The sequence below is a fragment of the Kothea flammea genome (genome assembly GCF_052161645.1).
Lineage (GTDB): Bacteria > Planctomycetota > Planctomycetia > Pirellulales > Pirellulaceae > Laterigemmans.
The window spans coordinates 4,894,152-4,907,711 of the sequence record NZ_CP197414.1 but is presented as its reverse complement, the minus strand read 5'-3'; the positions used below and the strand labels follow the sequence as shown (position 1 = coordinate 4,907,711).

The window sequence follows — 13,560 nt, the reverse complement described above, 5'->3', positions numbered from 1 at the left end:
AACCCACTTTCTCGTGGCTGAGTTGGTCGACGCCCAAAAGCCTAGGGACGTTCATCTTTATCTTCCGCAGTCGGCACACTGCGATCGTCGTACTTGGCTTCGGGAATGGAGCTGACATCCTTTGTCCCGAGTACGCTGTGGAACAAGGCGTAATCGTCCTGTCCTTCGCTTTCCTCGGCAACGGGTTCATCAGTCACCGCGGCAGCTTCCACTACCATCTCGATGACCTTACGCTCAACAATCTGGTTCCGCAAAGCGTCCATTTGGCCACCCTTCTCAAGCCGAGCCCGTACACGACGCTCGGTCATGTCACTTTGCTCTGCAATCAGGGTAATTTCCTCGTCATAATCTTGCGGCTCGGCGTCCACTTTTTCATCTTCAGCAATCTGCTCCAAGACGAAGTGTTCGCGAAGCGAAGCGACGGTGGCTGCTTGCGCGTTTTGCTGCAGCACATTCACCAACCGCCTCACGGTCTCCTCGTCGAAACCACTACGACGCATTTCCAAAACTTTGCGTTCCAGTTCGCGGCGGGTTTGGCGTTTCACCAAGTCGGGCGGCAATTCCCAATCGGCGTCACCGGTAAGCGTTTCGACAATTTGCTTCCGCAGCGATTGCTGCTGACGGTAAACTGTCTGCCGATCAAGGCTGGAGCGAACGAAATCGCGGAACTCGTCAACCGACTCGAAATCGCCTAATTCCAGCAAATAAGCGGGGGTGAGTTCGGGAAGGCTCTTACGGGCGACTTCAACAACGGTGAATTCCGCGTCGATTTCTTTGTCTCGGAATGATTCGTCGGAAACTTCGCTGCCAACCTTAATCTTGGCGGTGCGAGTCTCACCTTCCTTGACGCCGGCCATCACCTCGCCAAAGTTCTCACAGATCCCGTCGGAGAAACTAACGCGAGCGGTCAAACGAACACGTTCTTCGTCCATCTGGGAGAGCACGCGACCGTCATTCATAAAGCGGGCGGTCAGCAACAGAATATCACCTTCCGCGGCCGGTTCGTCGATCGCTTCGGCAACGGCATTCCGACCTAACAACCCATCAATCGCCTTGTCTACCTTCTCGTCACTGATCTCCTCGGTGGGCCGAGTCAGCGCGAGCCCCTTCCAGTTGGGCGTTTCGAACTCCGGACGGACTTCGACCTTGAACTCGTACTTGAAATCACCATCCTCAGGCAATTCAATCGACTCATAGTCGAAATCGGGCTCGCTGATCGCTGAAAATTCAGCCTCGTCGGTCACCTGAGCCAAGCTGTCCATCAGCAAAGAACTTTTGACGCGATCGCCAACACGCTCGCGAAATTGTTTCTCAACCAGTTTCCGAGGAGCACGTCCGGCGCGAAAACCGGGAACTTGAGCATCGGGAGCCAACTCGTTGAAAGCGTCCCGCATGTACCGGTCGACTTCCTCTTTGGGAATGGTCACCACCACGTGACGCAAGCAGGACTGCGGGCTATCTACCTGAACGTCCATTTTCAGCGGAGTTTTCTCCGCCGTAAGGGTGTCAGCATTTTCGACTTCGGAATCGGACGTTGACATAGCCTGCCTGTGACTTCCTTGGGGGAGATACTTGCGCCAACAAGTTGACGAAGAAGAAGGACGGCGAATGGGAGTAAGAGCGGCTGATGGGATTCGAACCCACGACAACAACGTTGGCAACGTTGTGCTCTACCAACTGAGCTACAGCCGCACATTTTGCGCCGACACGATCGGCTAGTACGGGAACTCCCTCTTCGCAACTCGCTTAGATGACGCACAACTTAACGACTTCGACTTAAAGTGCCAATGGGGATTCACGTAAAATCATGAACCCCATTTTCGCGTCGTCAAATTGACACCCAATTGCTTGCGAGAATCCAGTTTATCCGAGGACAGGCTAAGTTGGCAAGTCCGCTTTTGGAACTCGCAAGCAGATTACTTTCCGGCCACCAATGACCGACACTACACGGGCACTAAGCTCAAATGGGGACTAAGCTCGCACTGGCAATTCGGCCATCTGGTAAGCCCGGTTGCGATACAGAAACTCGATGATGTTTCCTTCATGCGGTTGCAGCCAGTTCAAGCGGTTTGTGGGGATCGGGCCAATGTTCAGCCGATCGATGTGAATGCAATCCGCCGCCGCCGCCACAAACGCTGGATCTTGCGTCAGCACAGTCCCCACCAGCGTAGGACCAATCCGCCGCAGCATCTCGTCTTGCGGGCACTCGACGACACTCACAAACGGGAACATGTACTCTTTCATGGCGACTCCCCGATCTGGGCTGTCAGCATGCACGACCATTGGCCGCAGGTACGCGCAACGCTCCTTCTCGATCAACTTTTCGCCAAACTCGGCGGTCATGTCGGTGACGCCAGCTTCCTGCAAGTCCTGTTGGACCATTCCCCAGGTCCCCGTAGCCATTGCCGGCACGGTAAAGGCTGCCAGTTGAGCCTCCTCGTCAGCCGGCGGCAAAACATCGATCGGCCCAATTCGCTGGGCAATCGCCTGAGCGATTTCCCGGGTGTGACGACTAGCCCAAATCCCCGAACAGTTGATGCAAGAACGACCCGAGTTGCTGGCGACGCTCTCGACCATCAAGTCCAAGTAGTCTTCCCAGTCATCGACCACGTCGTCGCCCAACAAAATCTTAGACCAACCAGGACCGTGCGGTTGCACGCGCGGATTACCCGAATATTGCTCGACGGTTTGCGCGCTACCAAAAATCATGCTCCGCGGGCAGTGTGTCAAAATCGCTCCGCCCGCATCGTGGCCTCCCGGATAAAGCCCAAAAGCTTCCCGCGGAATCCCCGCCTCAATAAATGCGGAAATCATACGGTAAGGAGTCCAAGGCTCTTGCGAGCCAGGCTTCAGCACCAAACCGATCTGCAGCGGCACGGCCGGCAACCACAACGTGTGGACGCCGGGCGAGTTGTTGGGCAATACGGCTCCCAAAATTGGCGTTTGCGCCTGGTAGCTGACGACGACCCCTCGCCCCTCTTCGCCGTAACCCTGATTCAACATTTCCAGATCCAAGCCCCGCGTTAAGCAGTCCAGGATCTTGTCAATGTTGCCAAGCACAAATGCGTTCTTCGTCATGTTCGAGCGACACATGTGCTCAGGCAAACCGGTACTGGCAGACTGCTGGTGCACAAATTGATCAACCGTCTGCCGCCCGTTACCCATCGGCAATTCGGCCGAGGTGAATAGATCCGAGGCCACTTTACAACGCTCGATTAAGTCACTGACGGGCAACTGCCGCAATGCTTTACGAGCCTGCTCAGCCCGCTTTAAATCCCGCTGAACGATGCCCCCACCGACTTGACTAACCCGCGCGATGGGTTCTCCCGTGTCAAAGTGAACGACTTCGTTCTTCTCCAACGATTCGTAATCTTTTCCCCAGCGGAGCGCATGCAATTCCAACATTCTTCAATCCTAAATCCCGTAGCAACGAATCAAAACTTAGTCGACTTCAATACCACGATTAATACACTCCAACCGTAGTCCCGCTGGCCAATTCACGGAAAGGCCGCACACCGCTGACTCCATCCCAAGGGTAGGTCTCAAACGGTGCTTCCAACTCACCCTCATCACGCTCCAAGAAGCCCGGCACAAAGAACTCGCGGGTCATCGTATACAGCTTGACGCGGCCCGTTTCGCCAGCCGCAACAACTCGCGTGTGGTCATCAAAGTCAACGACTTCCGTCACTGCGCGAGGCTGCGGCGCGTAATAGCTGATCTTGTAACCATCTGCCGCACTGATCGGCTTGCTGCAAGCCAATCCCATTAGCGTGTTGCCATAAGTCGGCGTCATGTAAACGCCACCTTCCTCCGGAGCTCCGCCAAGCAACTCTTCCACGGCGTATCGAGTCCACTGCGGAGTAAACTCCGTGCCGCCTGAGAAAATGCCAGTAATCCCGACCTCGGGAATCGAAGTCCCCTTCTCTTCCAACGCTTCTCCCAACGACTCCAGTAGCTTGGGCGTCGCAAACATGCACTTCACATCGTGACCCGCCGTCAAAATCGTGACCGCCTGATCAATACAGTGTTTCTTGTATTCCTCCAAATGCTCCATCCAACCCTTTTTGATCAACTTGACGACCCAGCGAGGATCCAAATCGATACAAAAACTGATGCCGCCGCGGTACTGAGCCAAGTGCTCAACGGCCAACCGCAGACGACGCGGGCCACTCGGCCCCAGCATCAACCAGTTCGACCCGCGCGGAAAATACTGATCTGGCAACGTGTCGGAAAACAACTCGTAATCGATCCAGTGATCTTCCATCACGACACGACTCTTTGGCACTCCCGTTGTCCCGCCCGTCTCGAACACATAAACCGGCTTATCCGCCAACCCCTGCGGCACCCAACGACGCACTGGACCGCCTCGCAACCAGTCGTCTTCAAACAAAGGAAACTTTTTCAGGTCCTCAAATGATTTGACTTCGGTCAGCGGATCAAAATTTAGCTCGGCCTTTTTCTCGAGCCAAAATGGACTTCCCGTCTCGTCACTAAAGTGCCAATGCACCATCTCTACAGTATGCGCGTTTAATCGGTCACGAGCCGAATCGATCGCGGCTTGCAAACTCTCAGTGGTTGTACTCATCGGCCGTCGTATCGCCTGGGTGCGAGGGAGAGGAAAGCGGTCAGGGCCAAGTTCATGCCGAAGGGCACGGCGAACTCAGCGGGGGAAAATATCCTTAACGCGTGAAAAGTCTGCACGCGTGGGAGCCTGCGAGCTCGCTGCGTATCAAGCTCACGAACCCTTTATTGCGAAAATAACCGAGCGACAGACGCTGAGCAAGCGTGTGAGGTGTTTGCCGCGTGCCGCCTGTGATTCATTCAGTTGTAGTATCCGCCAGCGTCCAGTCATCCTTCACAGCCGATCGCGATGAATTTTACGTTCAGCCAACGGAAGGCCGGACTTGCGGCAAATAAAAAAGCCTCGCCGATTAAATTTTCGGCGAGGCTATGGCGGGCAAAATCAAATTCAGAACAAAACGTTAAACGTCAAAAAGAAACAATATGCGCAGGGGGGCCAATTTGCTCAGGGGGTAGCCGGGCTGGAGACAGACGGGACAAAATTATCGTCATCATCATCCGAAGCAACAACGGCAGCGATGACTCCGCCGATTGCCGCCAAACCACCAATCCCTCCTAGTCCACCACCGCCTCCGCCACCAAGACCTCCACCACCAAAACCGCCACCGCCGCTGGCAGGGGAGAATCCGCCCGGAGCGCTCCCTCCGAAGGGCTCAAATACCGTGATTCCCTCGTCGCTGCGGCCCTCGGAAAGCGTCGTAAAGCCAGGGCCGCTGGGAGCAGCCTGCAAGGTAATGCCCGGGCTCGCGGGTGCTGGGGGAGGCTGAGACACCGTGCTGACAAACTGTTGACCATCACGCGTAGAGGGCAGACCGGCACTCTGTGCAGCAAGCGATTCGACTAACTGAAATCCAACCGCCGCGTACCCGCTGGGGCCCGATGCAACCAAATCGTACTCGCCCAGCCCCATTCCTTTGATCTGAAATCGACCGTCAAAGTTTGTGACCGCTTGACCTCGCACTATCCCATCTTGCAACAGCAGCACATTCATGCCTCCGGCAGGGGCAAGGCCTTGCTCGCTCGATCCCGCTTCGATGATCCGACCGCTGACACCACCATCGACATCTTGAGCGAGTTGCCGAATCGAAGCCACAGTGTTGGCCATGGATTGCTGGGCTGGCCCGGAGATACTGGGCGCCTCTGGAGTTCGCACCGGTTGATAGCGAGAAATCGTTGACAGCGCTTGGCGAGGACTCAGGCGTGCCGCGGGAATCATCGTGTGACTGGGCAAACTCTCGCTGCCCTCGTCCATGATGTGCATCGCGAACGCGGCGAAACCCACAGTGGATCGGTAAGCGATCGTGTACAGACCGGGGGTCGCATCGGTTATCAGAAAGCTGCCATCCTTCGATGCTGAAAAAGTTTTCGGCGAACCCGCACGGTCGATCAACAACACATCGCCTGCTAACTCGTCGCCGCCGCCGGAAAGCACCACTTGGCCGGTGATTTGTCCCTCAGCGTTGGGACGAACCCATTGCACCCCAATGACCGAGGCGGGCATCGGCTCATCAAAACCAATGAAAGATTCCTGAGCAGCCACCGCGGTCAACAGCGTTGGCGCACACAGAAATAGTCCACACAGGAACGGTGTACACAAATATCGTGCACATTGGGCAGGAGTCAAAATTCGCATCTTAGTGAAATCCCCGAGAAAATCGTCTCGTTGAGGCAAAAACTAGCTAGTGAAGTCAGAGGCGACTGTAATGATAGCTACGAGTTTAACGCTTCACAACCAATTGGTCAGTGAATGTTGTCCAAAGTTTCGTTGCCACGACCATTGACCCCGAGCATTCCGGTCACTAAATTTTCAAAAGTTCGCGGTGGGTGTAGCTCAGTTGGTTAGAGCGTCGGATTGTGGTTCCGAAAGTCGTGGGTTCGAGCCCCATCATCCACCCTTCTCCTTTGCTTTCTTCTCTCAAATCGTTGATGTCAAAGCCAAGGTTCATACGCCGGCAGTAGAGTTTTGCCGCTATCGTTTTCGAATCAACCGGCCAGCCTCCCCGTGCGCTGATTGTCGGTGCAGGTAGGAGAGAAGCTTGGCCCGACTCGCTCTACACTGGCAAATTTTAATCGGCATGGTGGTGGGCGCCGCGATCGGTGTCGGCTTAAGCTTGCTTGCCGGTGAACGCAGAACCACCATCGAGAACGGTCTTCCGAGCGGAATCGCACGGCTGGTGATTTTCGACTCTACCAGTCGCTCCGAGTTCAAAGTCACCACGGAGGATGGCACCGAGCGGAAATATCTCGTCGATGCCACCTCTCAAGACGCTGAAGCGTTTCGCTCTCTCGACGAATTCGAAGCGGCTCAACCTGACCTCTTCGCAGTGTACCTTCGCTCAGGTCAAAGTCCGGCCCATTTCTGGGGAAACTGGTTCAGCCGCATCGGCGGACTATTCCTGAGACTACTCAAAATGGTAGCCGTCCCCCTGATCATTGTGTCATTGATCAGCGGCATCATGGGACTGAGTGGTGCCGGCAGCGTGGGCAGAATGTTCTCCCCACAATCAGCTATTACCTTTGCACCAGTTTTCTGGCCATCGTGACCGGCCTGTTGGCGGTCAATATTGTCCAGCCCGGCCTCAAAGGTGATGGCCCCCCACCAGCGGCAAAACCGGAAATCGCCGCCGCCAACTCGCTGGGTGATATCCTTTTCAGCCAACTCGAGGCGATGTTGCCCGCAAATCCCGCAGCCGCCTTGGTCGAACCGAATTTCCTGTCCATTATCGCCTTTACCCTGGCTTTCGCGATCTTTGCCTTGCGAGTCGGGGGCGAAACAGCCGCGGCGGTCAAGCACACAGCGGAAGTCGGGTTTAACGTGATGATGGCTTTGACTTCGGCCATCATCAGTCTCGCCCCGCTGGGCGTGTTATTTTTGATGGCTTACGTCACGGCCACGCAGGGCATCGCGGTCTTTTATTCGCTGGCCTACTATATGCTGGCAGTGACGGTTGCCTTGCTGGTCCACGCGTGCGTGACGCTGCCGCTGATCTTGTGGTTCGTCGCCAAACGCAATCCTTGGGAATTTGCCAAAGCGATGAGTCCCGCGCTGATCACCGCCTTTAGCAGCGCTAGCAGCAATGGCACTCTGCCGCTGACGATGGCTAGCGTGGAAAAACGGGCCGGCGTCAGCAATCGCACCGGCTCGTTCGTGCTGCCACTCGGCGCGACTGTCAACATGGACGGCACGGCACTTTACGAAGTGGTCGCGGTGCTGTTTATCGCACAGCTCCATTTTGGTCAGAACCTAGAGCTGACCCAACAGCTGATCGTCGCCTTCACAGCACTGCTGGCCAGCGTCGGTGCGGCGGGCATTCCCCACGCCGGCTTGGTAATGATGGTGATTATTTTGCAAGCGGTCAATTTGCCAGTGGAAATGCAAGGCATCATCCTGGCCGTCGATCGCGTGCTCGACATGGGCCGGACCGCGGTCAATGTTTGGAGCGATAGCTGTGGCTGTGCGGTAGTCGATGCACTGGAAAACAAGCCGGGGCAATACGCCCCCGCAGCGCTGGCTGAACAGGCCGTTTGAAAATGGCCGTTTGAAAATGGCGGTTTGAAAATGGCCGTTCAGGACGGACCGCCTTGAGGGCTGGAGACCAAAAGCCAATGCTGTTGCCCCGAACCCTCGCCGCCAGTCACCGAAATCTGGTCAGCCTTTTTTGCGGCTCCCCCTCATTAGCCGCGACATCGGCCTGCCGGGACGTTATGCTAGATCTCGAGGGTGCGAGCTGAAGACTGGTCGAGAGAAGGCCATTCGCTCGGCCGTTTGAGCAATAGAACCTGCCGCTTTCCCTCAGGTTTTTCGTCATGGAGAAGGCAATGCTGATTCGAAATGCCAGTGGTCTCGCACAAACCACCCCCGCTTCCAGCCGAACCTGGGTCACCTTGGCAGGTGCCACTTTTCAATTACAGGCAGCCGGTCAATTTGGACATTCCCGGCGCGCGGCGGTGTTGCCCTGCTGTTTGCTGTTGATAAGTTCCTCGATGGCTGTTTTCCCCGCGACAGCTGCTGGTCAGCAACCCCCGTTTAGCAGCCAGCAAGCCAGCAGCAGCCAGCAAGCCACCAGCAACCAGCAAGCCAGCGGCCGAGAGGCGAGCGACTCACAGGCGGCAGAGCGTATCACGGTGGAGGTGGCTCTGGACGCTGAAATCCGTCAGCACATAGAGAATTTGGGGAACCCCAGCTACGCCGTGCGGGTGCGAGCCCGCTATGAGTTAGAGCGTATGGGCTTGATGGCAATGGATGCGATACGAGCGGCCAGCGAATCCCCCGACACGGAGATTGCTTTCGCCGCGAGATACTTGCTGAGCAGTCTGAATGTGCGTTGGGCACGTGAGTCGGACCCGGCTGAGGTGCGACAGATCTTGCTCAGCTACGAAGATTTAAATGCGGACGATCGCAAGAGCCGCATGGATCGCTTGGCGAATTTGCCGGACCATTTAGGCAGCGTGGCCTTGGTGCGGCTGGCCCGCTTTGAGCAAAACCTCCAGCTCAGCCGTTGGGCAGCCCTGTTGGCGATGCGTGTGGAGACCGATCAAGCAGCCTTGACCCCCAGGTCGCAACTGCAAATCAAAGAAACGTTGGGAGACAGCCAAAGGACCAGCATTCGCTGGTTGCGACAGTACATGAGCGAATTGGAACCGGCCAGTTACGATGCGGCGACTTGGCGCGAGCTGATCGCCGAGGAGCGGCGGTTGATTGAGGACGCGGCGGCTACGGGCGAGGCGACTGCACCGATCTTGCTGGAACTGTACCGCGTCTCGGCCTCGCGGGCACTGGAGCTTGGTGATCGCAGCGAAGCCCTATCGTTAGCCCTGGATGGGCTCGACAACATCATGTCGCGGCACCGCGACTTGTTGGATGCTGTCAGCTGGGCGCTCGACACCGAACTCCATGAAGTCGTGCTGGAGCTGCAGCGCCGTGAGCCGGCGAGATTTGCTGATCGTGCGGAGCTAATGTACGGAGTTGCGGAAGCCTACTTGATCCAAGGCAAGCAGGCGGAAGCGGAGGCGAGCCGCTTGTCCGCGTTGCAAATTGGTGCCCTACCGGAACCTGACGATGCTTCCGACTCCTCAGCGGAAGAGAAAGTTTCCGCAAACGAGCTGGACCGCTTGGCGATGCGACATCGTGAGCTGGCCAGCGTGCTGCAAACTCGCGGGCTGTTTGCTTGGGCTGAAGGCGAGTATCGACATGTGATCGAACGGCTGCCCATCAGCTCGCTGGCAGCAGCCCTGAATCGACTCGATCTTGCCGAGTTGCTGGCCTATGACGATCGCCATCAAGAGATCGTGGAACTGCTCGAGCCGCTCGTCGATCGCATGAACAAAGACAGTAGTTTCCGACAGCGACTCAAATCGTCAAATGCGGCGACGCTGGCCAGCCAATTGGAATACCACCGCGGTTTGGCGCTCGCAGGCGAAGCGGCACAACAGGCCTTGCGGCAGGCATTACAGAAAGATCGCGACAATCCCGACATCTTAATCGCCATGTTCGAACTCGACGGCGACAACGCCTGGCAAGCGGAAGTGCGGACGGAAATCGCTCGCGTCGGCGATATCTTCTTGCGGCAAATTCGCAACTGGGAAAATGACTTGAAAGCCGCGCCGCAAGACCAACGGTTGCGACTGAATCTGGCCATCGTCTGCAACCAATATGCTTGGCTGATCTGCAGCACCACCGGCGATCAAGCGAACGCTTTGCGGTTGAGCATCCGTTCCAACGAACTGCTACCGGAAGACTCCGCCTGCCTCGATACGTTGGCCAAATGCTACTATGCCAACGAGCAGATTGAGCAGGCGATTTACCATCAACGTAAAGCGGTCCGCGTCGACCCTCATCTGCCACCGCTCCAGCGGCAACTGCAGTTTTACCTTAACCAGCAAAAGAATGCCGAAACGCCTCAGAAACCAGCCGCACAGGAGCCGAACAGCAGGCAAGAGGCTCCCTAGTGGATGCGCAATCCGCTGACGCTACTCCCGCGCATGTCCCGCCCGCGCATGTCCCGCCCGCTAGTTCCGTCTGGCTATATTGGTTTGCCGGTGCCAGTCTCATCGTCCTGGCAGCATCGACCCTACGAGTCGAACCGCCTCGCGGAGTGGTGGTTCCTGGAATCGAATGGCGACTACCCGAGACCTGTTGGTCACGCACAATGTTGGGAGTCGATTGCCTGGGTTGCGGCATGACACGCTCTTTCATCTACGCCGCCCACGGACAGTTGACGCTGGCTTGGCAAACACACCGGCCCGGTACCATCCTGTTTTTCGCGGTCGTCGCCCTGATTCCGGTCAGCCTGGCGGGATGCTGCTGGCGTTGGCGACGATTGCTAGTTTCCGGCCAAGTTGAATGCGGCTCACCACCTGAATCGGCCCCACAGCGATAGCTTCCCGCAACCGCGATGGCGGCACCCCGCTACCTGGGAAAAATTGCCACATGAAAAAACCTTCAAATTCGTTCATTGCAACACTTGCACACTAAGTGGCATTCTGTAAGGTACTGGCATGTTGACCACACCCCTCGGAACATCCGATCACGGAGCGGCTGATGACTACTTCGACGCAAGGCAAGGCAGGTCAAATGACGAACACGCTTGACCAATCGCCTGACCAGTTTTCGGCCGCGCGAGCGTTAGCCGAGCAATTATTGACCGAACGGTTTGGCATGGCCGCTTTCCGGGAGGGCCAGCGTCAAGTGATTGACAGCTTGTTGGCCAGGCGGAACACGGTGGCGGTATTTCCAACCGGCGGAGGCAAGTCGCTCTGTTACCAGTTGCCGGCGCTGACTTTTCCGGGGGTGACCTTAGTGGTTTCGCCGCTGATTGCCTTGATGAAGGATCAGTGTGATGCGTTGGCAGCTCGCGGGATCTCGGCGGCTCGGCTCGATTCGAGCCAATCGGCCGGCGAATTAGCGGCCACGATGCGGGGCCTGCGGGACGGCTCGATCAAGCTGTTGTATGTCGCTCCGGAGCGGTTTTTTAACGAACGTTTCCGGGCTTCGATCAGCGATTTACAAATCTCCCTGTTCGCCATCGACGAAGCGCACTGCATCAGCCAGTGGGGCCATAATTTTCGTCCCGATTATCTCAAATTGGCCAACGTTGCCCGCGAACTGAAAGCCGAACGCGTGTTGGCGCTGACCGCCACAGCGACTGACGTGGTGATGGACGACATTTGCCAAGTCTTCGACATCGCGCCCGAGAACGCGGTGCGCACGCCGTTCTTTCGAGCCAACCTAATTTTGCAAAGCGAGCTGACGACGGCCGATTCACGAGACGAGCTGTTGCTATCCAAGCTGCAATCGCGTCCGACCGGGCCAACCCTGGTTTACGTTACTTTGCAGCAGACAGCCGAGGACGTGGCCGAATGCTTAACCGGCCAAGGGCTACCGGCGCGTCCCTACCATGCCGGCTTGGATGCCGAAGTGCGAGCGGAAACGCAGCAGTGGTTTTTGACCAGCGAGGAAGCGATCGTGGTCGCGACGATCGCCTTTGGGATGGGGATCGACAAACCGAACATCCGTTACGTCTACCACTACAATCCCTCGAAATCAGTGGAAGCGTACGCTCAAGAAATCGGTCGCGCCGGTCGCGACGGCAATGACTCCATCTGCGAAACGCTGTTGGTGCCCGACGACCGCGTTGTGTTGGAGAATTTCACCTACGGGGACACTCCCGATTTAGCTGGCGTAAAGCGTCTGCTAGAAATCGTGGCGGGTCAGAGCGACGAATTTTTCCTCAGCCTCTACCGGCTTTCCGGCGAAGCCGACATTCGCCCGCTGGTGGTGCGGACGTTAATGACCTATCTGGAGTTGGATGGGTGGATTCGAGCAACTTCGCCCCGCTACGAAACCTATCAATTCCAGCCGCTACAAACGTCCAAGCAAATTTTGGCGAATTTCTCTGGCGAACGCAGAGAGTTTGTTGGTGGAATTCTCGCCACCGCGACCAAAGGCCGAACTTGGTTTTCGATTCCGCTGCCGATCGCTTGCCGCCGCCTCGGTGCGGAGCGTGAGCGAATTATCAAGGCCTTGGATTATCTGGGCGAACGCGGCTGGATCAATGTCCGCGTTAGCGATCTGGTGCACGGCTATCGCAAACTAAAACCAATCACCGATGTCGTTAACTTGGCGACTAACTATTACGAACAGCTGCTCGATCGTGAGCAATCCGAAGTGGCTCGCGTCGATCAAGTGTTGAGCATGCTTAGCGGGCAACAATGTCAATCTTGGTCATTGTCAGCTCATTTCGGCGAACAACTCGATTCCGCCTGCGGTCGCTGCGCCGCTTGCCAAGGCACAGCCCCGGGCGAACTGCCGGCAGTCTCCTTCAGGAAGGTCGGACGAGCCGCCCAAGCGGCCGTGGAGGAGCTAGCCAAACGGCACCCCCAAGTGCTCGGCACGCCACGGCAAAAAGCTCGTTTCTTGTGCGGCATGACCACCCCCTCACTCACGAAAGCGAAACTTTCGCGGGACCCTCAATTCGGTTCTTGCGTCGCCATCCCCTTCGCCACCGTGCTGGCTGGATTTGAATCATAAGGAGCTCCGGCGGGGGCAACGGCCGTCTCAAGTTTGGGCAAGATTGATCGGGAAAAGACTTTCAAGTTCATTGCCACAAAGCCCAGCATTCAACAAAACGATTCCTCGGAAGGTTTCGGGAAAAACAGTGTTTCACTAGCCCTGCACCGGTAAAAAAAGCCGAGCTGATTCGCTTTGATGTGTGCCGGTTTCACGGTTCGGAACCGCGTGGGGAAGCCACAATGACGCATTTAAGCTGTCGATTCAATGGTCCAAGCAAATGACCAGGGTGGCAGTGAAATACATCGCGAGCCGAGGGTCTAACAAATGTGAAGCTCTTCCCCGCCTTCCGTCACTCACATCGATGTCAGCGGGTGATGGGACTCGTCTCGCGGAAGTGAAACCGCCATCCAGATAAGACTTTTTGCTTTTTTTCTTTTTGGGGTGTAATTCCCGCCTCGCAGATTCGA

At 56.6% G+C, this 13,560-nt stretch carries 7 protein-coding genes, 2 tRNA genes and 1 pseudogene; 5 read left to right on the top strand and 5 right to left on the bottom strand.

Translation table 11 applies throughout. The annotated features are described in order from the left end of the window. Nucleotides 1-41 precede the first annotated feature (41 nt). From tig to SH139x_RS18325, 5 genes are all read right to left on the bottom strand, one after another. Nucleotides 42-1,541 (bottom strand): trigger factor, encoded by a 1,500-nt coding sequence (gene tig / locus SH139x_RS18345; protein WP_488351221.1) that lies wholly within the window; start codon nt 1,539-1,541, stop codon nt 42-44. Nucleotides 1,542-1,619: 78 nt separating this feature from the next. Then, nucleotides 1,620-1,692, bottom strand: a tRNA-Gly gene (locus tag SH139x_RS18340). 279 nt (nt 1,693-1,971) lie between these two features. Next, nucleotides 1,972-3,405 carry an aldehyde dehydrogenase family protein gene (locus SH139x_RS18335; protein ID WP_488351220.1) on the bottom strand — a complete coding sequence of 478 codons (1,434 nt, stop codon included), beginning with the start codon at nt 3,403-3,405 and terminating at the stop codon, nt 1,972-1,974. A 58-nt stretch (nt 3,406-3,463) separates the two neighbouring features. After that, nucleotides 3,464-4,585 (bottom strand): hypothetical protein, encoded by a 1,122-nt coding sequence (locus SH139x_RS18330; RefSeq protein ID WP_488351219.1) that lies wholly within the window; start codon nt 4,583-4,585, stop codon nt 3,464-3,466. Between the two features lie 441 nt (nt 4,586-5,026). Beyond that, nucleotides 5,027-6,214 carry a peptidase associated/transthyretin-like domain-containing protein gene (locus SH139x_RS18325; RefSeq protein ID WP_488351218.1) on the bottom strand — a complete coding sequence of 396 codons (1,188 nt, stop codon included), beginning with the start codon at nt 6,212-6,214 and terminating at the stop codon, nt 5,027-5,029. Between the two features lie 187 nt (nt 6,215-6,401). Between SH139x_RS18325 and SH139x_RS18320 the strand changes: the two genes are divergently transcribed. The 5 genes and pseudogenes from SH139x_RS18320 (at nt 6,402) to SH139x_RS18300 (ending at nt 13,111) form a co-directional block, all read left to right on the top strand. Beyond that, nucleotides 6,402-6,475 (top strand) — tRNA-His (locus SH139x_RS18320). A gap of 181 nt (nt 6,476-6,656) precedes the next feature. Beyond that, nucleotides 6,657-8,110, top strand: a pseudogene (locus tag SH139x_RS18315) (dicarboxylate/amino acid:cation symporter). Between the two features lie 290 nt (nt 8,111-8,400). Beyond that, nucleotides 8,401-10,530, top strand: coding sequence for a hypothetical protein (locus SH139x_RS18310; protein ID WP_488351217.1), 2,130 nt, complete (start codon nt 8,401-8,403; stop codon nt 10,528-10,530). Then, the gene (locus SH139x_RS18305; protein ID WP_488351216.1) at nt 10,530-10,961 is read left to right on the top strand and encodes a DUF2752 domain-containing protein; all 432 of its coding nucleotides are present in this window, start codon (nt 10,530-10,532) and stop codon (nt 10,959-10,961) included. The genes SH139x_RS18310 and SH139x_RS18305 overlap by 1 nt, the downstream gene beginning before the upstream one ends. Nucleotides 10,962-11,122: 161 nt before the next feature. Further along, entirely contained in the window at nt 11,123-13,111 is a 1,989-nt protein-coding gene (locus SH139x_RS18300; RefSeq protein ID WP_488351215.1) for a RecQ family ATP-dependent DNA helicase, read from the top strand. Nucleotides 13,112-13,560: the final 449 nt, after the last annotated feature.